The sequence below is a fragment of the Candidatus Kryptobacter tengchongensis genome (assembly GCF_001458555.1).
GTDB classification, from domain to species: domain Bacteria; phylum Bacteroidota; class Ignavibacteria; order Kryptoniales; family Kryptoniaceae; genus Kryptonium; species Kryptonium tengchongense.
In genome coordinates this window covers 1-23,639 of record NZ_CZVH01000013.1, presented here as the reverse complement: position 1 = coordinate 23,639, position 23,639 = coordinate 1, and the positions used below count along the sequence as shown (strand labels likewise).

The following is a 23,639-nucleotide window of genomic DNA, read 5'->3' as shown; positions in this document are numbered from 1 at the left end:
AAAAATTTAAAAAGAAGGAAACAAATTTCAAAATTTCTTAAGGTTTTCGCTTCATTGGGATTTTTTAAACATAAAATCAGCAAAGGGGAAGAATTAACGAAGTCTTTTTAGGTCAAGTTTACATAACATCCATTAGAGAAAAGGTGAGGGGATGACTTCCTGGTAGGTTGAGAAATCTTTTTCGCAAAGGTTCTAAGGACTCCTTTGGAGGATCGCTTCGCCGAGGAAATTCGTTTAAGTTTGTCTATATCTGCAATTTTCGGCGAAGCGATCCCTTTGAGAGTGGATTTAATTTTACTTTTTCAAAAAGGTCCTAAGGACCTCTAAAGAAATCACTTCACCGAAAATCGCCGTATCTATACAATTCCCACGGCACGAAAAGAAGTTTATTGTTACGGCTCTCCAAGGCTAAATTTCTTTGCTACCATTAGCAAATGGTAAATTTTAAGTTCCCCTTTCAACCTTCAACACTGTAAGAAGTTTTTTCTGCTTATTCACTCGGTAAGTTAAAACTACATTATTGAGAAGAATTTCGTATATGCTTGAACCTATTTTTTTACTTTCAACAGGGATTGGCCTAAGCTTCAAGTCTTCAAGTTTTTCAATGAATTTATAAACTTCTTCAAGGTTACCTTTAAATAAATCAAGAATTTCAACGAGCAAATTTTCAGTAAACCTCAAATCAAATCCATCCCTTTTTTCGAGCTGTTTATCAATAATTTTTTCAAAACTTTTCACCTTATCTTTCATCCTTTTGAATTCCTCATAAGGTAAGATAGTTATATATCTTCTCTTACCTTTCATCAAATGAATAACCTTATCCTCTCCAAAATCTTTCACCATATCCCGAGTTTTTGTTTAAAGTATTCAAGCGTCCTTTTCAATCCTTCCTTTCTAGGTATTTTTGGTTCCCAGCCGAGGATCTCCTTTGCTCTTGTTATATCAGGTCTTCTTACCTTTGGATCATCCGGTGGGAGTGGTTTAAAAACAATTGTACTTTTGCTTCCAGCAAGTTCTTTTATCTCTTTAGCAAGTTCAAGAATTGTCACCTCATCTGGATTTCCAAGATTTATCGGATAAACATAATCAGACATCAAGAGTTTAAAAATCCCATCAACAAGATCATCAATATAACAGATGCTTCTTGTTTGGTTTCCATCACCAAAAACGGTTATATCCTCACCTTTAAGTGCTTGGGTCATAAATGCAGGGATAGCTCTTCCATCGTCGATTCTCATTCTTGGACCATAGGTATTGAAAATTCTCGCGATCCTTGTGTCAAGTCCATGGTATCTGTGATATGCCATTGTCATAGCTTCTGCAAATCTCTTTGCCTCATCATACACACCCCGTATTCCAATTGGGTTAACATTACCCCAATATTCCTCACTTTGTGGGTGTACAAGCGGATCACCATAAACTTCGCTTGTTGATGCGAGAAGAAACCTTGCACCCTTTGCCTTCGCAAGCCCCAATGCTTTATGGGTTCCAAGTGCCCCAACTTTTAGCGTTTGAATAGGATACTTAACATAGTCCATTGGACTTGCAGGAGATGCAAAATGTAAAATGAAGTGAACATCACCCGGAACATAAAGAAATTCGGTGACATCATATTTTATAAACTTAAACTTTGGATGACCGAAAAGATGGGCAATGTTATCAAGGTTTCCTGTAATAAGATTGTCAAGGCAAATAACTTCATCGCCTTCTGCAATAAATCTATCGCATAAATGCGAGCCAATAAATCCAGCTCCACCTGTTATTACAACTTTTGCCACTTTTAACTCCCAAATTAATTTTATAATAAAACATTCCGGCGGTGAATAGCAAGATAAGGAGGAGTTCGGAAAGGCAGAAACCTTCTTACAAAGTAATATCTGGCAATATGATAACTGGTATCAAAACCATAAAAATTAAGCTTCATCCTTTCAAGTTCCTCTTCCCTATAAGCTCTTAGTGGCTTTACAGCCCATTCTTTTTCTCTTTCTTCTCTCTTTTTTGAGATGAAATCGCTATAATCAGGAGAATTTATAAATGTTTCAAGCATTATTTTCAACCTTTCTATAAATTCCTCCGGTGTTTTCGCAAAAGTTCCATCTATGAGTCCCAATTTAGCGGCTTTGTTTGAGCTTATAGGCATGCGATTCTCCATTATCTCCTTTCCCTTTTCCCATCCTACTCTTTTAGGTAATGTATATGTCCAAAATTCAGAGCCATAAAGATTTCCAATGTTCTTATAGTGTGGATTTAAAACCACACCTTCTCTTGCAAAAACAAAATCGCAAGTTAAAGCCAAAAACACACCCCCTGCTCCAGCATTTCCAATCAAACCAGCTACTGTTAACTTATCATTTGTGGTTAATATCTCCTCACATAAATCGTCCATAGCGTTTATATTTCTCCACGATTCGTCAGCCGGACTTTCAGATGCTTCAATGGTGTTAAGATTCATACCATTGGAAAAGAAATCTTCATTCCCAAGTAGTACAATTGCTTTAACAGGCTTATTTTTCGCGTATTTAACAACTTCTTGGAGACGATAACATTGTTCCGTGGACATTGCCCCGTTATAAAAATAGAACTTTATATATGCGATCCCTTTGGATTCTTCATAAGATATTTCTCTATAGGTTTCAAAACTTACACTTTCCCATGCTTTTAATGGTTCTTCTTTTAAAGTCTCACTAATGGATTTAGGCAAAACTCTTATAGCTGGCAATTTAATTGAATTTTTCTCTTCACTCCGCATATAAGTTATCCATACCGCACCATCTTTTGTGCCTATGCAAACAGCCTCATCCCTTTGAGCTATTAACTGCCCTGGCTTACCTTTCAAATAATCTTCACGATAGACGTTGAATAAATAATAATCAGTCCCGAGAATGTTTGCAATAGCTCCAGGTTGACCATCGGATGCGTAGATTTTTCTTAACACATCATCAGTGTTATCTTTTTCCCAGTTAATTCTTCTGAAATCTTTCGGCACTACTGGATTAAATACAGCGTTATCTTGTGGAAATTTATCAATTTTACCAGACTCAAATTTCTCCAATGTCTCAAGTATACATTCAACAGCTGATTCTGTCACTTCAAGTCTATAAATACTTGATTTTTTTGCAAATCTGACTGGAAATATCCTATACGAATAAATATCCCCAGCATCATATTCTTCGCTTGCCTCAAGCACCGTTACACCCCAAAGCTGTTTTTTCTCCAGAATAGCCCAATCAAGCGCGTTTGGACCTCTATCTCCAGGTGGCCCAGGGTGAATAATCAAGGTAGTATATTTTTGCCATACCTCTTTTGGGATTTTTCTCTTAAGGAAAGGTGCAATCACTATATCTGGCTTGTAAAGATTTACTGCCTCTATCATAAGTTCTGGATGGACATCAAGCTCTATAGATACTTCATGACCTCTTTCAGCTAGCTCACAGTAAAGTCGCTGAGACAACGAGTTAAACCGATGGCACAGAAAGAGTATCCTCATTTAAAATTGTACCTCTATAATTGTAATAAGCTGCACATGCACCCTCTGATGAAACCATACATGAACCATAGGGATTTGATGGCGTACAAACTTTTCCAAAAAGTCTACATTCAAAAGGAAGAGCTACACCTCTGATTACTTTTCCACATATACAAGCTGGATGTTCCTTCGGTGGCGGAACTTCAACCTTAAACCTTTCTTCTGCATCAAAATCAGAGTATTTCTTTTTTATCTTCAAAGCGCTATAAGGAATCATGCCCAATCCTCTCCATTCAAACTCTTTTCTCAATTCAAATACCTCAGCTACAAGTTTTTGTGCTTTGATATTTCCCTCCCTAGTCACAAATCTCACATATTGGTTTTCCACAAATGCCTTTCTTTCTTTAATTTGTTTAGCTATCATGTAAACAGAGATCATTATATCCAAAGGTTCAAAGCCAGATATAACAACTGGTTTTAAGAATTCCTCGGCGAAATATTCATACGGTCTTGTGCCAATTATGGTGCTTACATGCCCTGGACCTATAAAACCATCTATATCAATACTACCAACTTCTCTTACCTCAGGAGCGTTGAGGATATGTTGTATTGCAGCCGGAGTTATAACATGATTTGATACAACGGAAAGATTTTTAAGACCAAGATCTTTTGCTTTTAGTATTAAAAGGGCAGTTTGAGGTGTTGTAGTTTCAAATCCTATAGCAAAAAATATCACTTGCTTATCAGGATTATTCTGCGCTACCTTTATTGCATCAAGACAAGAATAAAACATCCTTACATCGCTTCCCTCCGCTTTTAAATTAAGCAAACTTTTTCTATTTGACCCGGGAACCCTAAGAACATCGCCATAAGTACACAAAATAACATCTTTTTGTTTAGCGAGTTCTATAGCAAGGTCAACTCTTTGCATTGGTAAAACACATACAGGACACCCCGGACCATGCACAAAATGTATAAACCCTTTTAAAATTTGATCTATCCCATATTTCATTATGGTATGCGTATGCCCACCGCAAAACTCCATTATCCTTAAGGACCTTCCAATTTTTTCAACTGTTTCTTTGATCATCTTTTCCAAAATCTTCACCCTTTCTGGATCTTTATAGGTTATGAGAACATTTTCTTTCTGCATCATTTCAACTTAATAATTCCTCCATTAGTTTTGATAACTTAGGCAAATTCATATCTTTTGGGGAAAGAATTGGGTTTTCAAAAGGCCATTTAATTCCTATTTCTGGGTCATTCCAGATTATGCCACGCTCATGTTCAGGTGAATAAAAATTATCAACTTTATACTCAACCTCAGCAACTTCAGAGAGCACAACAAAACCATGAGCAAAACCTTTGGGGATATATAACATTCTTTTATTTTCTTCAGAGAGTATTAAACCAAACCATTTTTTGAAGGTTGCAGATTCGGGTCTAATATCAACCGCAACATCAAATATCTCGCCTTTTATACATCTTACAAGTTTTGACTGAGCAAATGGCTCAATTTGAAAATGTAAGCCTCTTAAAACTCCTTTCACAGATTTTGAATGATTATCTTGAACGAACTTCTCTTTTATTCCAACCCTTTCAAATTCTCTATACGAGTAAGTCTCCATGAAAAATCCGCGATTATCCTCAAAGACTGTTGGTTCTATTATGATCAAATCCGGTATTTCACTAACCCTCGTGAATTTAAATGGCATAACCCTTGGTAACTTTTAATGAAGAGTTTTTAAAGTTTTCACTTTCAAAGCCGATAGAGCTATTCAGATAAATTTACCCTCTGCCGATGCCATAATATGTAAACCCAAGTTTTTTGAGTTTCTCTGGATTATAGATATTTCTTCCATCAAAGACAACAGGGGTTCGCATCAATGTTTTTATGTAATTAAAATCAGGTTCTCTAAATTCTTGCCATTCAGTTATGAGGACAAGAGCATCTGCATTTTTCAAAGCCTCATATTGATTTTTTGCAAATTTTACTTTATCACCGAAAATTTTCTTTGCATTTGGCACAGCTACGGGATCAAAAGCGGAAATTTTTGCTCCAAGTTTTAACAATTCATTTATGATTACAATTGAAGGTGCTTCTCTCATATCATCTGTCTTTGGTTTAAAAGACAATCCCCATATTGCTATCTTTTTATTCTTCAATTCCCTTCCAAAATGTTTTTTTATCTTTTCAACTATTAATTTCTTCTGTCTTTCATTAACCTCATAAACTGATTTAACGATTTTCAATTCAACGCCATTTTTCTCGCCCATTTTAATCAATGCTTTTATATCTTTAGGGAAACAGCTACCGCCCCAGCCAACGCCGGGAAACAAAAATCTCGGACCTATTCTATTATCATAACCGATTGCAATTCTTACTTTTTCAACATCAGCGCCAAGCTTTTCACAAAGGTTTGCCATCTCATTCATAAATGAAATTCTCATAGCAAGAAAAGCATTTGCGGTATATTTAACCATTTCAGCGCTTCGCGTATCCATCACAAGAATTGGAGCTCCTGTTCTGACGAAAGGTTCATAAAGTTCGCGAAGAATTTTTTCTGCTTCCCCATCATTTACTCCTATCACGACTCTATCTGGAAACATGAAGTCCTGCACAGCGTTTCCCTCTTTTAAAAATTCTGGGTTTGAAGCCACATACAAATCAATTTTATCTGAATACTTGCCAAGTTCTTTATTTAACATTTCTTTTATTTTATCCGCCGTTCCAACTGGTACTGTTGACTTGCTAACTATAAGCTTTTTAAGCTGTTTTTTTTCGTCTTTTGCTAATCCCCGCAAAATTTTCGCGATATTCTTCACAACGGAAAATAAAATCCCAAGATCAGCATCCCCGTCTTTTCCGGGCGGAGTTGGGAGGCAAAGAAAAATTATTTCTGAATTTCTAACAGCATATTCAAGATCAGTTGTAAACTTCAATCTTCCAGTATTTAAATTTTTTCTCACAATTTCATCAAGACCGGGCTCATAGATTGGAACGATCCCCTTTTTAAGCTTATTGATTTTCTCTTTATCAATATCCATACAGACCACATTGTTCCCACTTTCGGCAAAACAGGCCCCTGTAACAAGTCCAACATAACCAGTTCCAATGATTGAAATGTCCATTTTTTAAGCAGATTTATTTTAATTTGTTTTTGGGGTTCTTTTTACGACCAAAATACTTTCGTTTATTAAATTCCTAAAACTCTCAATTTCGTTTTCTCCAGCGACTATAACATCAACTGCAATATCAAGATTATCTGCGAAAAAATAGAAATACTTTTTACATCTTTCAATCGGGTTTTCGCTTCCAGTATCACTTAACAATACGAAAATGTCAATATCACTTAACCCTGTCTCCTGCTTCTTTGCAAATGAACCGAAAATTCTTATCTCATCTATTTCTGGGAATAAATCCATAGCAGTTTTTGATATCTCTTCAACTGTTTTAAGTATCTCCTCCCTCTTTAAATAAAATCCCTTCACAGAACTTGATGATATTACTTGCCGCATCTAATGCCTCCAATGCTTGTTTTTCCGTGAAGTAATCAGCTGGTTTACCTGAAGCAAACCCATTAGGATATCTTGGCGGTATATAGTATAGATCAAGCAATTTTGCGTATTCACCTATTTTTTCAGGAATTTCAATCTTTCCAGATAAAATTTTTATCATTTCAAATATGGAATGTCCCCATAAATTTAAACCGATTTTCAAAGCGAGCGCCTTTACCGCTTTTTCAGCGGATTGTTGTGCTGTAAAACAAGCCCACTCATAAAATTTAAAATCAATATCAATTCTGGCTCTCTCAATATCCCTTTTCGCTTGATCATACCAATCTTTCCACCTATTCATAATCGTTCGGATTTTAGAATTTTAAAAATTCATAAAACTTATCTTCATCTGGTAATACCAAATATAAAAATAAATCTTCTTTGCAAAGTTAACAAAGAATTTTCCCCTTTACAAATTTGGTTTATTCCCTATTCCACCGTTACGCTTTTTGCAAGATTTCTCGGCTGATCAACATCACACCCACGCATAACAGCGATGTGATAAGCAAGCAACTGCAATGGTATCACAGAGAGAATCGGCATCAACATATCAAATGTTTGTGGAATTTGAATGGTGTGATCAGATAATTTCGCTACTTTATCATCAAGTTCAGTAACAATTGAAATTATTTTTCCCTTTCTTGCTTTAACTTCTTCCATATTGCTTAGGACTTTCTCGTAAACACCATCTTTAACAGCGATAAAAACAACAGGCATATTTTCATCAATTAAAGCAATTGGTCCATGTTTCATTTCAGCTGCTGGATAACCTTCTGCATGGATATAAGAAATTTCTTTTAGTTTCAGGGCGCCCTCAAGCGCAACTGGATAATTAAACCCACGCCCAAGATATAGAAAGTTATGATGGTCTTTATATTTTTCTGCAAGCGCTTTTATGTGATCATTTAATTCAAGAATTTTTTTAACTTTTTCAGGAATTGAAATCAATTCCCTTGCTATCTCAGATGCGAGTTCGGGAGATATTTTCCCTTTTTCTCTTCCAAGCAACAGCGTAATTAAACTAAGCACAACAAGCTGACTTGTAAAAGCCTTTGTTGATGCAACCCCAATTTCAGGTCCGGCATGGATATAAACTCCAGCATGGCTTTCTCTTGCAATTGTTGAACCAACCACATTTACGATTCCAAGAACAGTTGCTCCCTTCGCCTTAGCAAGTCGCAATGCGGCAAGAGTATCTGCGGTTTCACCACTTTGACTTATCAACCACACAACATCATCTGGAAATATCACTGGATTTCTATATCTAAACTCGGAAGCATATTCAACATCAACGGGTATTTCGGCATATTGTTCAAGCATGTATTTTCCAACAAGTCCAGCATGCCAACTTGTGCCACATGCTGTGATTATAAATCTTCTCGAATTTAAAATTTTATCCATAAAATCAGCGATTCCCCCGAGCTTTACTTCGCCTTTTTCATTTATCCTGCCACGCATTGAATTAAGCAAAGACTCAGGCTGTTCAAAGATTTCCTTAAGCATAAAATGTGGAAAACCACCTTTTTCTATTTCATCTAAACTAAGCGCTAATTCGTGAATTCTGCTATCAAGATCCAATTTTTCATCAGAATGTATCTTCCTTACCTCAACACCATCAGGTGAGATTATCCCAATTTCACCATGCTCAAGATAAATTACATTTCTTGTTAAAGCAACAATAGCTGAGGGGTCTGAAGCTGCTATATACTCCCCATCACCCAAACCAATTATTATCGGACTTCCTTTTCTTGCAACAATTATTTTTTCAGGCTCATGCGCACAGACTATCCCAAGCCCATATGTTCCTTCAATATGATTAAGAGCAAGTTGAACAGATGTTATGAAATCTTTTGTGTTTTTATAAAATTCCTCTATCAAATGAGAAATTACTTCAGTATCAGTTTGACTTTTGAAGATATGTCCAAGCGATTCAAGTTTTTTCTTTAAGATTTGATAATTTTCAATTATTCCGTTATGAACAACCGCAAATTTACCTGTGCAATCAGTTAAAGGGTGTGCATTTATATCGCTTGGCTCACCATGTGTTGCCCATCTCGTGTGAGCTATACCTACAGATAAAGAAAACGAGGTTGAATTTACAATAGGTGCAAAATTTTGAAGTTCGTTTTCAAGTTTTGAAACTTTTCCAGCCCTCTTTAAAATAAAAACATCATCAGATAATATGGCGATTCCTGCTGAATCATATCCCCTGTATTCAAGTCTTTTCAACCCACTTATAAGAACTTCAAAGATATTTCTCTTCCCGATATAACCAACAATGCCACACATACTTTAAACCTTTTTTATTTTAGATTTATCTTGTTAACTCACCCCCCCTTTAATTCTGCCTTTCTATAAATAGAGAGGGTTAGGGTGGGTCAATTTTTCAACTCACCCCCTTTAAGTTCCCCCTCTCTACAGCTGTAGAGAGGGGGGTAGAGGGTGAGTTAGTTTGTTAACTTACCTCTCTTAATTCTCCTCTCTCTAACTTTAGAGAGGGAGTTGGGGTGGGTTAGTTTATTAACTCACCCCCTTTTCATTTCCCCCCTCTCTAAATTTAGAGAGGGGGTTAGGGGGTGAGTCAATTTATTAATTCACCTCTTTAGTTCTCCTCTCTAAAATTGTATAGAGGGAACAGGGGTTGAATTATTGCATGGTGCAAAGCGACGAAGTCGCAAAGTAATTATGTCGGGGGAATTTTTATTTTTTTACTCACCCCCTTTAAGTTCCCCCTCTCTACAGTTGTAGAGAGGGGGTTAGAGGGTGAGTCAATTCATTAACTCACCACCTTAGTTCTCCCTCTCTATAAATAGAGAGGGGGTTAGGGGGTGAGTCGTTTATTAACTTACCCTTTTTAATTCTCCCCCTCTCTATTTTTATAGAGAGGGGGTTAGGGAGTGAGTCAGTTTTTCATCCTGTCATTGAGGGGCGAAGCCCCGAAGCAATCTCAAAACGCGATGACAAATGATTTGAATTTCTTAGCTCCCTACTGTTTTATCAAAGTTGAAAAATAACCAGGCTTTAAATGTGAATAACTTCTTTTTAGATCCCTCAATGTTTTTATAATTTTTTATATCTGAATAAAAAACCTCAAGATTAAAATTTAATTTTGAGCTAAAATAATAAAACAAACCAAACCCGATTCTATGTGTTCTTTCAACCACACCATATGGAAATTTTTCTTTATATCCAGTTTCAACTGTTATATCAGGTGCCATCCACGGCTCATCCCAAGGTTTTTCAATTGAGCCTTCCCCGTGTTCAATAAATTTGTAATTTAGAGTTAATTTTAATTTCCTCAAAATCCATTGCGTTAGCCATAATTCAAAACTTTGGAAATCGTTCCCAAGTGGATGTGCAATTGGACGTTTAAAACGAAGATATTTTTCATATTCACGCTTTGTGTTATATGTTCTGTTTCTAACTTGTGTATATTCAACTTGAAGTTCATTACCAGATATAAATTTAAAAAAATCAGCCCACCTAAAACCAATTATAAACCCATATTCATTTGGCTCAAGGTCTCCTTTGGATTGCCTGCTAACCTGCCAATCATCAATTAAAAGTTCGCCATAAAAGTTTAAATTTTTAACAGGATAAAAACTTAAATCTAAATATACCATTCCATTTAATTCCTTTCCCTCATTTGCTTGAAACTCATAATAAAAAGCAAATGGATTTGATAGAGTTATATCAATTCCACGGTTGGAGCCACCATATAAAATCATTTGTGCAAAGCCAATGTAAAATTTATTCCATAGATTTAATTCAAATCTTCCTCCTGTTAAATACCTATTTGCGTTTAAAAAAGTTTTCCCTGTATCTGGAGAATAAGTTATATTATCAAGCTGTGAGAGGAAAAAACTATACTTCACCTTCTTTGAGAAAAGATCAAATTGAAGTAGATCATACGGAACAGCAAAATCAGAAATCAAAAGGTTTCCACCCTTACCATATCCCCACTTGATATAATCGCGCCCAAATTTTATTGAAACCAGCTCAAAATTTAATTTTAAATAACTTTGCTCGGTATATCCAGCGAAAAAATTTCGGAATCTATTTCCAGTGTAAGTTGTATCATCAAGCAAATTTTGATCCATTAAAGAATTATTATAAAGTGTAAACTTATCACCATAATACAGTGAAAACTTTGCTCTGCCCCTAAACCTTAAAAGACGATTTGAATAACCATCACGCCAAGCGTATTCAGAAAGCATAACACCAGTCTTAAACATCAAATCATTATTTAAATTTATTCTCTGTGTATTTAAGAAGTTAATTTCATCAGCAAATTCATGTTCAAGCTTTTTAAAAAGTTCTTTTTCAAAATTATTTTGCGCCTTATCTTTTTCTTTGATAATTTCTTTCGCAACATCAATTCTTGAATACGGTTTATATCCCTGAGGCAATCCCCTGAAATAGCCACGAATTTTTAGTTCTTCAATCACACTGTAAACCCAGTAATCAGTAGGAATTGTTTCAGAAAACTGAGAGAAGGAACGAGATCCAAGAAAAACAATTATAATTACAATAAAAACCATGAATTTGTTCAAGCAATATGTTCCTTTCTCCATCATAAAGTAATCATATATTAAGATTTTCCCCTTAGGGTTTTAAAGGATTGAAATAGAAAGGGAATTAATCTAAAGTGAGTTAGAGAAGCCCTTACCCCAGAAAAGTCAGATATATTTTTAAGGATTGTTTCTCCCTAATGGTTTAGTTAGATAATGGGAGGGGCGGTTTAAAAACAAATCGTTTTTGTTATTTTACTGAAAAATACATTAAATATCCAATCAGTTGGTTAGATAAAAGTTAATATGCTCCCTTTCTTTTCAGCACTACAATGATGGTTCTAATTAAAATTAAAAGATCTAACAAAATAGACCAATTCTTTATATAAAAAGCATCCATAGATACTCTTTCAGAATAATTACAATCGGTTCTCCCTGAAACTTGCCACAGTCCAGTGATGCCAGGATAGACTTTTATATATAAATTAAAGACATCACCATATCGTGGCACTTCCTCTTTAACAATAGGTCGCGGACCTACCAAGCTCATATCACCCTTCAATACATTAAAAAGTTGTGGTAATTCATCAAGTGATGATTTACGTAACCAACGACCAATTATAGTAACACGCGGATCATTCTTTAACTTAAAATTTTGTTCCCATTCAGCCTTCAATAAAGGGTCTTTGCTGAGATAGTCTTTCAAAACTGATTCAGCATTGTGTATCATTGTACGAAATTTAATCACAGAAATTAGTTTACCTCCCTTTCCAATACGTTTATGAATATAAAATGGTGCGTGCTTATCTTTTAACCATATTAGTAATGCTATTATCCCTATTATAGGAAGCCAAATAGGTATGGTACTAACCACTAATATCAAGTCTAATAAACGTTTTACACCTTGTGCTATAGGGTTATCCAAAGGTATTTTTGTTTTAAATTCAACCATTGATTTAACTTTACAGATATAATTTTTAAACTCCTTATCTTTACTTTTCTATAAAACTTTTTAATTGATCTTTACAGAACAAACCTATTTACCAAAACTTGAATAATAATTTATCATTTCAAATTCTTTACACCTTTACTGCAGGCTTGTTCTTCTAAAGGCACAATTCCAATTAAAGTATATGCTTCTGCCAATCTATCTATAAAACTCCCCAATTTTGCTATCCACAAACTCATTAAACCCTTTTTAAATCTTTCTCTACGCTCTTTTTATCCCATAAAGTGCGATATTTTTTAATTTTCCACGAGAGAACCGTATTAAATAAAACCTAATTAATTAAAAAGAAACTTGGGTTTATGCATACTAATTATCTTAACTAAAAATTTTGGCAATATCGTATAGTTATATCCTAATTTATATCCTAAATACTTAAAAAATACTCTTATAAAAAACTCGGGAATTAAAATAACTTTTTTGTTTTTTACTAAATATTTTATGCCAGAAAAAATATATTTTTTCCCTTCTCTTTTAGGTGCTCCAAACTCTTTCAATATCCAATTTTCTGTTCTATGAAAAATTCCTATGTCAACATACCTTTTAAATTCCTGTATTATACTATAACTATGAGAATGAAAAACAATAGCTTTAGAAGAGTACGCTATTTTATAACCTGCCATAATTAATTTTGCTCCAATATAAGTATCTTCTCCAAGGATTAATTTTTCTTTAAAATATCCAACTTTTTCAAGAGCTTCTTTTCTATAGGCACAAAATGAATTAGATAAAAAAACTGTTTTTATTCCATATTCTTTTTTATCTTGATAACTTCTTATATAATCATTTTCAGGGTAATTAAAAAATCTTAGATGTTTCCCCCAAATATTAGTATCCTCATAAGGTATCTGCCTACCAAACACGGCAGCAACTTTATTATCGTCAAAGAAAACTAATAAATTTTCCAAAGAATATTTATCATATAACAACACATCATCCGTTAAATAAACTAAAAATTCAGCATTACTTAATTTTGCTGCATAAGTTCTTGTACCACCGTGATCAAAATCCTCTTTTTTTATAACATAGGTAATACATCCGTTATTTTTAGCAATTTTTACAGTATCATCTGTAGAGTTACTATCTATAACTAAGATATTTTCAGGCTGTATAGTTTGTAATTTAATAGAATTAATTAAATTTAAAATCCTATTTTGAGAATTATAAGTTAAAATTATAACGTCAAATTTTGTTATTTTTATATCCTTTTTCATATTTACAGACTCTACCTTTTAAATTTTTTCTAATTACAATTACATAGCTATTTTAGTAAGTTTATCTATATCCTTTATCTAACATTGAGAAATGGATTTCCTCTTTCACCGTGAAATTTTTTCATGCCTTTAATTATTTTATGAATCCAATCACGGATAATACTCGTCTTCATGATTCACTTATGTAAAAATTTTGACTTTGGTTTCATTATTACAGGAAAATCCAAAAACCTTACTCACAACAATGTTATTCTCTAACATTCAAAACTTCTATGATTTAGACTTCTGTCAATTATTATTTATACTTAATACCCTATCAGGGTATGGAACATGATGCTGCTTCACTCTTTACTAACGCATCTGGAACTAATTCCATAAAAACTGCTTGGTGCTATCATGATTAAACTCAGAGCATGAAATTATATGAATAAAAACTCCTGAGTTTCAAAAAGTAAATTGTCCAGTCGTTAGAACTTGAATCAATTATTAAAAAATAGTCAATCTCGCATGCTTGCACATTTAATGTGGAAAGCAATAACTAAAACTAAGCTCAACTTTATGACAACTATTAATAAATCTCTAAAACCTTTTTATAACACTCTTCTAATTGGCTTATATGTCTATCTATAGTTAACGGATTTTGCCAGTATCGTTCATATGCCATTTGTCCCATTTTTTTTGCAATATCAGGATTTTGTAAAACTTGTATTTTCATTATCAAATCATTTAAATCCCCACTTTTAAACCATAAACCTGTTAAACCATCAGCTACAAGATCACGGGCTGCGGAAGTATTTGAAACGATGACTGGAACCCCCATAGCAGCTGCTTTAAGTACAACTAATCCTTGAGTTTCATACCAAAGAGAGGGAAATATCAACGCTCTAGCTGAATTTAGTAATCTATAAACTTCTTTGCGAGGCAACCAACCTGTTATCTCTGCAGAGGGACAAATAGACGATATTTCATCTCTTAACGGTCCATCACCTATAAAAATAGCGTTTAATCCTAATATTGATGCTGCTTTGGCAAACAGGTGTGGACCCTTTTCCCTTGATAACCTTCCGACGTAAACAAAAAAATTATTTCTATGCACACTAACGGGATCACTTTTTGAAACGTCTATAGGATTGTTAACGGTATAAATTCTTGCGTTCTTTGGCAAAAACGTTTCGAGAATCGCTTTACTAAAATCAGATACAGCAATAAAATCTTTGATTCCATCTGGTGTAAAACCAAGATATTTTTGAACAACCTGTCTGCTGACACGCCATAGCTTTTGAGGATAATTCCTTACATCACAGTTTGTCATAATACATTTGGCAGACAGTGGACTCAAATGACAGATTTCATTCTTTGGGTAATTAAAAAAGCCCCCATTGGGACAGGCCAAGAAGTAATTATGCATGGTACACAAAACTTTAAATCCTTTTTTAATGGCAACGCGAACTATACTTGAAGATAAGGACTTGGTCCAGGAATGTAAATGTATGATGGTATTTGATGGTATTAAAGTATCAAGAAGTTGTGCCATTGATCGAGCTGCCGAAAAATTCCAGATTCCTTGAACTGCAGCACGAAATCGATTTGGGTCTTTAAGGATATCGTATTGCCCCATACAAATTATCTTTACATTTGCATAATTCTTCAGTTCAGGATCTATCGGTGGTACTGCTGCAAAAAATGTTACTGCATAACCTTGTTTTGCCAATGAAATTGCACTCAATACCGCAACTTCACTTGCTCCTCCATTAACATGAGCGAAATCATTAACTATGACGATGTTTAAGTTCATAACTTGAGGCAATCTTATTTGAGGTGGATGAACTTAAATACAACCATGCCACACCTAATGTAATCCAATATCCAAAAAAAGCGAAAAGAATCTATGTTAAACCCAGATAATAACATGCCAATTATACTTATTAGCAACGATAAGCCGAGAATATCATGAGAACCAGCTAAGCGAGAATTGAGACGGTAGCGTTTATAACATGAATACAATACAGTTAGCCAAATTGCTAACCATATTACTAATCCAACGAAACCAAGTTCGCAGGAAATTCTTGAATAAATACCATGTACAGGTGCCCACGGTGTACCCACAGATGGATCAATCCAAGCAAGCATCTCATCTGTTTTGGCCCAATCTGGCACATAATCTGCCATGTAAAAGCCGTATTGCCCTAAACCAACACCGAAAATTGGATAATCTAGTGCTATGCTAAATCCCGTAATTTGAGATCCTATACGAGCTACATTGGACAAGTTTTCAAGGCTAATAAGAGAAAATAGAACATCGAGAATGGTTTGCCTAAAGAAAATTGAGTCTTTAAATCCAATTGTTACAATAAATATTGCAACCACTAGGCTCAATAGTAGTGCATAAATACGGCCCTTTTGTATGGATTTTTGCCTTGAAAAAAATAAAGCAAATATAAATAGAAATAACTGCACAATTGTAATAACGTAAGCTGCGCGGGACATTGATAAGATGATAAGTAGTAACAGGTAAAAAGAAATTAATAGGAATAACCATATATTATATCTGCGTGCGGTAAATATATAGCTAAAAATCCAGGGCAAAGCAAAACTACAATATAGAGCAAACCATGAGGCTTCACCAGAAACTGAGCGCAAACGACCAAAATACAAAGTAGCAACTTGACTTGTATCCCTGATAATTAAATCAATTGCCTGTAAAATATTACCTGCCCAATTCTGACCAGTCAGGAAAGCTATTTCCACTAATGAGTAAGCTCCTGCAATCAAAAATGAAATCATTATAAAACGGCGAAGATTATATAGTGGTTCTTGAAGACGCACAGTGATATTATATATCAATAAAGATGTTATTATGACAAAGATTACAAGCATGAATTGCAATAAGAACTTTTCTACACCAGTTCGACCTTTTGTCTCTACTGAGGCTATGGAAAAAAAGTTTACTGAACTTGACAATAAAATCCAAAAGAGAAATAATATAAGGATTTTAAAACTTATATGCTTAGGTAACATAATTTTCTCACCTTGTAGAAACATAATACCAAAAATGACCATGAGAGTAAATAATGGGTAGAAAGTTCCTTCATATGCTATTTCCCTTAAGATGTTTCTAAAGTAAGGGAGTGCATTGAAAGGCAAAAGAATAATTGCCAAAGCAAACAAGAAACGAACAATTTTATTTATTTGATTTAATGAGAAATGCATTTAATTTAAAAATCGTTTCTTCACTAAGGAAAAATTGGCATGATAAAAGCGTATTATAAAATGCAATCTTAACCACTCTAAGAGAATACGAATGCTTCTTTTGATAATTTGATAAAAAAAATAAAAGAAATGCATTTTAGTATTTGGCAAGTGGAGTGATTTAGCTTTAGCAACCTCATACAACGCTTGTCGCCATTGGCTATCAGATTTTCCACTTGACCTCATATTTGCTATAACTTGGTTTATATATAAGAATGTTGCTCCGTTTATTTTTACACGCAACAACCACTCATAATCCATAGCACATCGAAAGTCCTCTCGAAAGAGTCCAAAACGTTTATAGCACTTACTAGATACAAAAGTAGTTGGATGATTTATGGTCATCTCTTTAAACAGTAAAGCGTCATTTCCAAAAAATAGTTCGGTTTTATCTGCTTTATACCAGTACCGAAGCATTCCATGCACAACATCTACTCGTTTATCAAGAAATTGAGCAACCACTATATTAACAGCATTTAACTCATACCAATCATCTGCATTAATGATTCCAATAATTTCCCCTAGGGCTGTGGTTATACCTTTATTAAATGCGTCGCTAATACCTTTATCTCTTTCACTCACCCAATAATCAATTTCGTCTTCATATTTTTTAATTATATCCAAAGTCCCATCCGTAGACCCACCGTCGATTATAATATACTCCACATTTGGATATGTCTGATTTATTACACTTTGAATAGTCTGTTCAAGATATTTCTCACCATTAAGAACAACAGTTATAACCGTTATAAGTGGAAGCTCTGTCATCTTGTGTCTAACATCTTCTGGTAAAGATGCTATATAGCTATTAATTTTTTCCTGAATATCCACCGGAGCAGGTTTGAGAGGGTTTCCTTCAATATCACATATAAACCAGTCCTTGTCTATATACTTATAACTAAACTTAAAATATCCCCTTGTCCTAAGACCGCCCTCTCCCTTCCTACCCTCTCCAACCGGCAGAAAAAGCATAGTCTCAAACTTATCTTCTGGTTTACCTATTATCTTAGAATCCCGTATTTTAAGCTCATCAAAATTTATACTATACTTTAAATCATCCCTTAGCTTACCATCCGCTGTATAAAACTCACTACCAAGAGGTAGCTTTACTAACATATATTTGCCTCCAAAATAGTAATAGCATTAGCATATACAATTTTACCACGGATTATCGTCTAAAACTTCTAACAATCTTTTTAGATAAACATCATAGTTGAACCCAGCAATTTTCCTGTATCCCAGCATTGCTTTTTCTTTTCTCAGACTTTCATCCTCTAAGTAAATCAACATCTTTTCTGCAATATCCTGCACATCATAAGGGTCAAACAAAAGTCCTGCATCACCAACCTGCTCTGGTAATGCAACAACATTAGAACTACAGACAGCAACTCCTAAAGCAAAAGCTTCATAAATTGGTATACTTACGCTTTCAAACAAACTAGGCATTACTAAAAATAGTGACATCTTATATAGATAGGGCAATTCATCGTAATCTACATATCCTAAATGTTTAACTCTATGATTAATATTTAGCTCATTTATCCTTTTCATTAAATTATGATAATTATTTTGTTGTGAGCCTGTGAGAATAAGATAAATATCAGGATGTTTCTCGTTAACAATCTTGAAAGCCTCTACAAGCCTAATATGATTTTTGTGAAACCATGCTTGAGCAGGATAGAAAATATATTTTTCAGGTAAATTGTACTTCTTTCTTATAAGCTGAAATCTTTCTTCATTGAAGTGATAATTTAAGAACTCTGCCGGTGGTGGTGAAGTAATTACGAAAATTTTATTTTTATCAACTCCTGTGAATTTAATAATATCATTTTTGACATAATTTGATTCACATATAATTTTCCAAGCAGTTTTAGCTAAAGCTCTATTGTTTAACCATCTTATTAATCTCTCTTTGAAAGTGAAGAATTCAGGAAAATATCTTTCTTGCATATCATGCAGAGTAAATATAAAAGGCTTGTTCATATAAAAATGGGGATAAGCGGATATAGCTGGAGATAAAAAAATATCAATGTCTTTAAACATATCATACTCTTGCTTGTTAAATAACAAAGGTCTTCGTATTAATAACAGAAGCTGAAAAGCTCTCAAAATCTTCACAAGAAGAGAGTTTTTTGCTCTATTTAACTTTCGCACTTCAAATCCATGGTTATCAAATCTATTATCGCCTTCATTACAGAATATTATGTATCTGCGTTTTCCTGTTTTGTCTTTTTTTAATGCATCTATTATGGATTGAGTGTATTGATATACTCCGCCACCAAATTTATCGCTAAAAGCAAGTACCCCTACTGTTTTCAATGAACCCTCCATCTTATTTTCATGTGGTGTGCTAAAAGATTTGGATTTAAATTTACTGTATATTTATTTGCGAAAAATCTAACTAAGATTTTTAATAACTTGGATTTACCATAATATCCAGTTGGTACATATTCTATTTTCTCAATTTTATAAGACAAGCTCTCGCCCATTTCAATAATATCCTTTGGTCTGAAGAATCGTATATGATCGTAATTATAACTTCTAAATTTTTTATAAATTTCTTCTCCATAACATAAATTATCCATACTAATAACACTGCCAGTAAATAGAATTTTTAAACGATCAAGAATATCAAAATATAAAGGCACAGACACAATTATCACACCACCAGGCTTCGTTATTTTATTAGCTTCTTTTAACAGAGAGTAAGGATCAAATAAATGCTCCAACACATCTAATATCAAGACAATATCAAACTTTTTACTTATATTTAGTGGTTTTGAAATATCTCTTTCAAAAACCTCAAAGCCTTTTGCCTTAAGGACCTCAATAGCTTCTTTATTGATCTCAACTGCTGCAACATGATGTCCTCTTTTTATTAGCTCATAGCTAACGCTGCCATAGCCACAACCAATATCAATAACACTTTCGTTACCTTTAAGAGGCGGTAATATAGTCTTTATTTTATCAAATGTGTTTCCAAGAGCATCTAATTTTGCCAACTCTTTGTAGAAAGTATTGTAATATTCTTCAAAATTATTCATAGATCCCCCCTTCTAAAGTGAAGGAAAATTACTCGATATTCTCCCTCGGCCCATCCATCAAGCGATAAATCTTTTGTAAACCTTTCTCTATATGATTTAACTGGAATACCTGAATGATTATCTATCAACCAATCATATAACTCCCACTTACTGAAGAGTTTTTTTAGCGTTTGGATGTCGAACTTCCAACCTTCATTGAAAGTCAAACAATTTTTGCCGTATGAAATAGAAAATATCAAATCAGAGTTTTTTTTCATCACCCTATCTAATTCACCAATAAAATTAATGAGTGTATACGGATTTAATTCATCGCCATATCGTCCAAGACCAACCAGATGTAATGTAACTGTTGACGTAAAAACATCAAAATAATTATCCGGAAGGTCCAATGGCTTAACAATATCTTGAATTATGTATTTCACATCAGAAATACTATCTTCACAATCCTTCAAAACTATCGAAGTAACATCATGTTCTAAAGCTATTATAGCATTCACTACTTTACGACTTCCAACATCAAGTATCTTAAGCCTTCTCCCTTCCCCAAGCAATTTTAATTTTCTCACAAGCCAAACACTAAAAGCATCGTAATGATTAAAAAATTCATATGGGTCTGCAGAGCAATCTCCAATAACTTTCATAGGCATGTTTTTGAATGGATGATCTTCATTCATCATGCTTTTATAGATTTTAAATTTTTTTTGAACATCTCTTTTTTTTATCCACCCGTCTACCCTATTTAGAAGTTTATGTCCAATCTCTATTATTTTCATATTTTTAACAACTCCTTTATTACTTCACATACATAATCCACATTTTCTTTACTAATATCAAAATAGCTGGGTAGGTTCAATCCTCTCTGATACACCCTATGGGCTACTGGGGTATCTATCTTTTTTTCAAACATTGGCATGTCTGACAACGGATAAAAATATGGTCTGGTATCAATATTCTTCTCTTTTAACCTCTTCATAAGCTCATCTCTTTGTTTTTCTGTATATCCTTCAACTTCGAAGCATAACATCCAATAAACATTTTTTGCCCAAGGTGCTTCATAGTTTAATTTAATACCTTCTATGTCTTTTAGTCCTTCTTTATACCATTCAAAAATAAGTCTTTTCTTAGCAATTATTTCATCAATTCTTTCAAGTTGTGCTAAACCAAGAGCAGCCTGTATATTTGTCATGCGATAATTAAACCCTACTTCTGTATGCCAGTATCTCTTTTCCTTACTCATAGCGTGGTCTCTAAGATGTCGCATTCTCTCATAGAGATTTTCATCGTTTGTTGTTATCATTCCACCCTCACCAGTGGTAATAATCTTATTTCCATAAAAGCTAAATGTTCCAACATGGCCTAAACTCCCAACTTTTTTACCATTAACTTCTGCACCATGAGCTTCAGCAGCATCTTCTATAACTATTATACCGTACTCTCCTGCAATTTTATTAATCTCTTCCATGTTTGCTGGGTGTCCATAAAGGTGAACAGCAATAATAGCTTTTGTTTTGGGTGTGATAGCCTTTTTGACAGATTCTGGGTCTATGCAAAGAGTTTCCTCCTCTATATCTACTATAACTGCTTGTGCTCCAACATATTTAACTGCATTGCCAGTAGCTACAAAAGTAATGTCAGGGACTATAACCTCATCACCGGGTTTAATCCCTAAGGCTACCAATACTAAATGTAAGGCAGTTGTTCCATTAGATGTAGTTAAAGCATATTTAGTGCCACAATAGGAAGCAAATTTTTCTTCAAACATATCTACATATTTACCGAGTGAAGAAACCCATCCAGAACTAACTGCATCCATAATATATTGAATTTCTTTTTGGGTAATTGACGGTTTGGAAATAGGTATAAATTCCATAATTAATTACCTCATTTCATAATTTGTTAAAAAAATATCGCCTTTCTTTAGTCTTAGTGCAATACATTCCAATAGGCATGTAAATCTAATAAACTTCGTCATAATATCAACCTTTTATTAATTTTTGTAAATAAATTTTTTATCAACTCTTTTACCTCTTTTGGCATAACCCTCCCTATGATTCTCCTCCATAAGGGAGGCTTTATTTTATTAAAGTAATCTTCAAGCCTCTTTCTGGCGATATGGTGTTCAGCTATATCATGAGGGAATTTCCACTCTCCTTTCATGGAAATATCCACTTTAAATATATCAGATTTCCCACTGTGTGTTCCTGAGGCATCATGGCCTATATTTTGAACCAAGGAGTCCCTCGGATGTAAAGATAAACCTCCATTAAGATAAACACTTAGATACCAAAAAATTGCCCAAGTGTTTAATTTTCCTTTATAATTAAGTAACAACTGATTCCAATAATCGTAAGAATTGTTTAGATTAAAATCCTTTATCTGCTCTTTTGTTAGTAGTTTTATCTGCCTATCTGGTGCTTTTTCAAAAAAAGCCCAAGCTCTACTCCAAGTAGCCCATCCCCAACAACTTGTAGGCTTTAAAAAAAATACATCAGGTAGTCCTTCTTTCTTAATTGGGTACATATACCCCGATATATGCATAACTTTCTCCTTGTCTTTATACATCTCCAATGCCTCATTCATAAATTTCAAAAAGTAAGGGCTTGTCACCAAGTCATCCTCAAGGACTATAATCTTGCCATATTCATTTACTATCTCAGTAACACCATCGATTATATTATTGGCAAGTCCCCAATTTCTATCTCTTTCTATTATAGTGATTTTTTTGAACCCATCAATTGTTTTTAAATATTCTCGCACTTCTTTGACTTTGGCTACTGCTTCCTCATTTTTTGGACCATCAGAGTAAATAAAAAGTTCACTTTCGCTTGCCAAGTAGTTTTTCTTAAGTGCTTCTACTGTCTGTTTTGTATGCCAAGGGCGGTTGTAGGTAAATAAAACAATGGGAGCAAGGGTCATTCTAAGACCTCCGATTTAGTATCGTAAATTTCAACCTCTAACATAAAACTAGCTAAAGGCTTGCTATGATAATTTTCTCTCGCATTAAACCCCAACCAATACTTTGGTGCTATAACTAAATCTCTATTTTTCATTAGGTAACTACCCCACCAACTAAAACTACTTGCACTGAGTATGCCAGCGTCACACTTAGTCATTATCGCAAAATCTGTTCCAAAATGATTGCCTTTAGAAATAGTCTTATTCTTTAAATATATAAATTCTCTCTCAATAGTTTCAGGTTCATCGCTGAGAAAAATGAAATAAACATTTTTTTTATTTTCCATAAACCATTTTATACATTTATGATAATAACTAAAAGGTAATAATGTGGTTTTACCATACACAGTAAAATTCTTGTAGTCTCTTAATCTTATATGCACGAAAACTTTGTATGCATCTGGTGGTATAGTTTGCAGAAACTCATCAGCTAATTCTAAATACTTCTTTTTAATTACTAACTTTTTTACAACATTGGGATCAAAAAAACTTTCTGATTGAAAATAGCCTGTTTTCACGAGTGTAATGAAGTTGAATATACCTTTCAATTTAGTATAAGTAATTCCCTCTCTCGTATAATGTTCAAACACTTTCTCCCTATCTACGGATATTGATGAAATAATCCGTATCTTACTG

General features: G+C 34.0%; 21 protein-coding genes. All 21 read right to left on the bottom strand.

The window, feature by feature from the left end; translation table 11 throughout:
* Positions 1 to 444 precede the first annotated feature (444 nt).
* On the bottom strand, positions 445 to 843 hold the full coding sequence (locus AT685_RS00715; protein ID WP_072151138.1) for a hypothetical protein: 399 nt from the start codon (positions 841 to 843) through the stop codon (positions 445 to 447).
* On the bottom strand, positions 837 to 1,778 hold the full coding sequence (locus AT685_RS00710; protein WP_072151137.1) for a UDP-glucuronic acid decarboxylase family protein: 942 nt from the start codon (positions 1,776 to 1,778) through the stop codon (positions 837 to 839). Before AT685_RS00710 ends, AT685_RS00715 begins: the two co-directional genes overlap by 7 nt.
* Positions 1,779 to 1,798: 20 nt before the next feature.
* Complete coding sequence (locus tag AT685_RS00705) at positions 1,799 to 3,487, bottom strand: hydrogenase maturation protein (RefSeq protein ID WP_072151136.1); 1,689 nt, start codon at positions 3,485 to 3,487, stop codon at positions 1,799 to 1,801.
* The gene (hypD, locus tag AT685_RS00700; RefSeq protein ID WP_072151135.1) at positions 3,456 to 4,622 is read right to left on the bottom strand and encodes a hydrogenase formation protein HypD; all 1,167 of its coding nucleotides are present in this window, start codon (positions 4,620 to 4,622) and stop codon (positions 3,456 to 3,458) included. Before hypD ends, AT685_RS00705 begins: the two co-directional genes overlap by 32 nt.
* A 1-nt stretch (position 4,623) precedes the next feature.
* Positions 4,624 to 5,181, bottom strand: a complete 558-nt coding sequence (rfbC, locus tag AT685_RS00695) for a dTDP-4-dehydrorhamnose 3,5-epimerase (protein WP_072151134.1) — start codon at positions 5,179 to 5,181, stop codon at positions 4,624 to 4,626.
* 73 nt (positions 5,182 to 5,254) lie between these two features.
* Positions 5,255 to 6,598 carry a UDP-glucose dehydrogenase family protein gene (locus AT685_RS00690; RefSeq protein WP_072151133.1) on the bottom strand — a complete coding sequence of 448 codons (1,344 nt, stop codon included), beginning with the start codon at positions 6,596 to 6,598 and terminating at the stop codon, positions 5,255 to 5,257.
* Between the two features lie 18 nt (positions 6,599 to 6,616).
* Positions 6,617 to 6,958: a nucleotidyltransferase domain-containing protein gene (locus AT685_RS00685; protein ID WP_072151132.1), complete on the bottom strand. Its 342-nt coding sequence runs from the start codon at positions 6,956 to 6,958 to the stop codon at positions 6,617 to 6,619.
* On the bottom strand, positions 6,921 to 7,325 hold the full coding sequence (locus AT685_RS00680; protein ID WP_072150431.1) for a HEPN domain-containing protein: 405 nt from the start codon (positions 7,323 to 7,325) through the stop codon (positions 6,921 to 6,923). The genes AT685_RS00685 and AT685_RS00680 overlap by 38 nt, the downstream gene beginning before the upstream one ends.
* Positions 7,326 to 7,453: 128 nt before the next feature.
* Complete coding sequence (glmS, locus tag AT685_RS00675) at positions 7,454 to 9,313, bottom strand: glutamine--fructose-6-phosphate transaminase (isomerizing) (protein ID WP_072151131.1); 1,860 nt, start codon at positions 9,311 to 9,313, stop codon at positions 7,454 to 7,456.
* A gap of 689 nt (positions 9,314 to 10,002) precedes the next feature.
* Positions 10,003 to 11,601: a capsule assembly Wzi family protein gene (locus tag AT685_RS00670; protein ID WP_081040503.1), complete on the bottom strand. Its 1,599-nt coding sequence runs from the start codon at positions 11,599 to 11,601 to the stop codon at positions 10,003 to 10,005.
* 235 nt (positions 11,602 to 11,836) lie between these two features.
* Entirely contained in the window at positions 11,837 to 12,487 is a 651-nt protein-coding gene (locus AT685_RS00665) for a sugar transferase (RefSeq protein ID WP_072151129.1), read from the bottom strand.
* 332 nt (positions 12,488 to 12,819) lie between these two features.
* On the bottom strand, positions 12,820 to 13,755 hold the full coding sequence (locus AT685_RS00660; protein ID WP_072151128.1) for a glycosyltransferase family 2 protein: 936 nt from the start codon (positions 13,753 to 13,755) through the stop codon (positions 12,820 to 12,822).
* A 568-nt stretch (positions 13,756 to 14,323) separates the two neighbouring features.
* The gene (locus AT685_RS00655) at positions 14,324 to 15,550 is read right to left on the bottom strand and encodes a glycosyltransferase family 4 protein (RefSeq protein WP_072151142.1); all 1,227 of its coding nucleotides are present in this window, start codon (positions 15,548 to 15,550) and stop codon (positions 14,324 to 14,326) included.
* A 14-nt stretch (positions 15,551 to 15,564) separates the two neighbouring features.
* The gene (locus tag AT685_RS00650; RefSeq protein WP_072151127.1) at positions 15,565 to 16,965 is read right to left on the bottom strand and encodes an O-antigen ligase family protein; all 1,401 of its coding nucleotides are present in this window, start codon (positions 16,963 to 16,965) and stop codon (positions 15,565 to 15,567) included.
* Positions 16,966 to 18,120 carry a glycosyltransferase family 2 protein gene (locus AT685_RS00645; RefSeq protein ID WP_072151126.1) on the bottom strand — a complete coding sequence of 385 codons (1,155 nt, stop codon included), beginning with the start codon at positions 18,118 to 18,120 and terminating at the stop codon, positions 16,966 to 16,968.
* 42 nt (positions 18,121 to 18,162) lie between these two features.
* Positions 18,163 to 19,323 carry a glycosyltransferase family 4 protein gene (locus AT685_RS00640; protein ID WP_159420440.1) on the bottom strand — a complete coding sequence of 387 codons (1,161 nt, stop codon included), beginning with the start codon at positions 19,321 to 19,323 and terminating at the stop codon, positions 18,163 to 18,165.
* Positions 19,320 to 20,048 carry a class I SAM-dependent methyltransferase gene (locus AT685_RS00635; RefSeq protein ID WP_072151124.1) on the bottom strand — a complete coding sequence of 243 codons (729 nt, stop codon included), beginning with the start codon at positions 20,046 to 20,048 and terminating at the stop codon, positions 19,320 to 19,322. The genes AT685_RS00640 and AT685_RS00635 overlap by 4 nt, the downstream gene beginning before the upstream one ends.
* Entirely contained in the window at positions 20,045 to 20,821 is a 777-nt protein-coding gene (locus tag AT685_RS00630; protein ID WP_072151123.1) for a DUF268 domain-containing protein, read from the bottom strand. Before AT685_RS00630 ends, AT685_RS00635 begins: the two co-directional genes overlap by 4 nt.
* Positions 20,818 to 21,918 carry a DegT/DnrJ/EryC1/StrS family aminotransferase gene (locus AT685_RS00625; RefSeq protein WP_072151122.1) on the bottom strand — a complete coding sequence of 367 codons (1,101 nt, stop codon included), beginning with the start codon at positions 21,916 to 21,918 and terminating at the stop codon, positions 20,818 to 20,820. The genes AT685_RS00630 and AT685_RS00625 overlap by 4 nt, the downstream gene beginning before the upstream one ends.
* 98 nt (positions 21,919 to 22,016) lie before the next feature.
* Complete coding sequence (locus AT685_RS00620; RefSeq protein WP_072151121.1) at positions 22,017 to 22,964, bottom strand: glycosyltransferase; 948 nt, start codon at positions 22,962 to 22,964, stop codon at positions 22,017 to 22,019.
* On the bottom strand, positions 22,961 to 23,639 hold a 679-nt coding region (locus tag AT685_RS00615; protein ID WP_234696207.1), incomplete at its 5' end, for an alpha-1,2-fucosyltransferase. The genes AT685_RS00620 and AT685_RS00615, both read right to left, overlap by 4 nt.

What these genes read in the sequence shown, in the direction of transcription:
- AT685_RS00715 (WP_072151138.1), bottom strand. Translation starts at nt 843, where the DNA reads ATGGTGAAAGATTTTGGAGAGGATAAGGTTATTCATTTGATGAAAGGT.
- AT685_RS00705 (WP_072151136.1), bottom strand. Translation starts at nt 3,487, where the DNA reads ATGAGGATACTCTTTCTGTGCCATCGGTTTAACTCGTTGTCTCAGCGA.
- hypD (WP_072151135.1), bottom strand. Translation starts at nt 4,622, where the DNA reads ATGATGCAGAAAGAAAATGTTCTCATAACCTATAAAGATCCAGAAAGG.
- rfbC (WP_072151134.1), bottom strand. Translation starts at nt 5,181, where the DNA reads ATGCCATTTAAATTCACGAGGGTTAGTGAAATACCGGATTTGATCATA.
- AT685_RS00690 (WP_072151133.1), bottom strand. Translation starts at nt 6,598, where the DNA reads ATGGACATTTCAATCATTGGAACTGGTTATGTTGGACTTGTTACAGGG.
- AT685_RS00680 (WP_072150431.1), bottom strand. Translation starts at nt 7,325, where the DNA reads ATGAATAGGTGGAAAGATTGGTATGATCAAGCGAAAAGGGATATTGAG.
- glmS (WP_072151131.1), bottom strand. Translation starts at nt 9,313, where the DNA reads ATGTGTGGCATTGTTGGTTATATCGGGAAGAGAAATATCTTTGAAGTT.
- AT685_RS00670 (WP_081040503.1), bottom strand. Translation starts at nt 11,601, where the DNA reads ATGATGGAGAAAGGAACATATTGCTTGAACAAATTCATGGTTTTTATT.
- AT685_RS00665 (WP_072151129.1), bottom strand. Translation starts at nt 12,487, where the DNA reads ATGGTTGAATTTAAAACAAAAATACCTTTGGATAACCCTATAGCACAA.
- AT685_RS00660 (WP_072151128.1), bottom strand. Translation starts at nt 13,755, where the DNA reads ATGAAAAAGGATATAAAAATAACAAAATTTGACGTTATAATTTTAACT.
- AT685_RS00655 (WP_072151142.1), bottom strand. Translation starts at nt 15,550, where the DNA reads ATGAACTTAAACATCGTCATAGTTAATGATTTCGCTCATGTTAATGGA.
- AT685_RS00650 (WP_072151127.1), bottom strand. Translation starts at nt 16,965, where the DNA reads ATGCATTTCTCATTAAATCAAATAAATAAAATTGTTCGTTTCTTGTTT.
- AT685_RS00645 (WP_072151126.1), bottom strand. Translation starts at nt 18,120, where the DNA reads ATGTTAGTAAAGCTACCTCTTGGTAGTGAGTTTTATACAGCGGATGGT.
- AT685_RS00635 (WP_072151124.1), bottom strand. Translation starts at nt 20,048, where the DNA reads ATGAATAATTTTGAAGAATATTACAATACTTTCTACAAAGAGTTGGCA.
- AT685_RS00630 (WP_072151123.1), bottom strand. Translation starts at nt 20,821, where the DNA reads ATGAAAATAATAGAGATTGGACATAAACTTCTAAATAGGGTAGACGGG.
- AT685_RS00625 (WP_072151122.1), bottom strand. Translation starts at nt 21,918, where the DNA reads ATGGAATTTATACCTATTTCCAAACCGTCAATTACCCAAAAAGAAATT.
- AT685_RS00620 (WP_072151121.1), bottom strand. Translation starts at nt 22,964, where the DNA reads ATGACCCTTGCTCCCATTGTTTTATTTACCTACAACCGCCCTTGGCAT.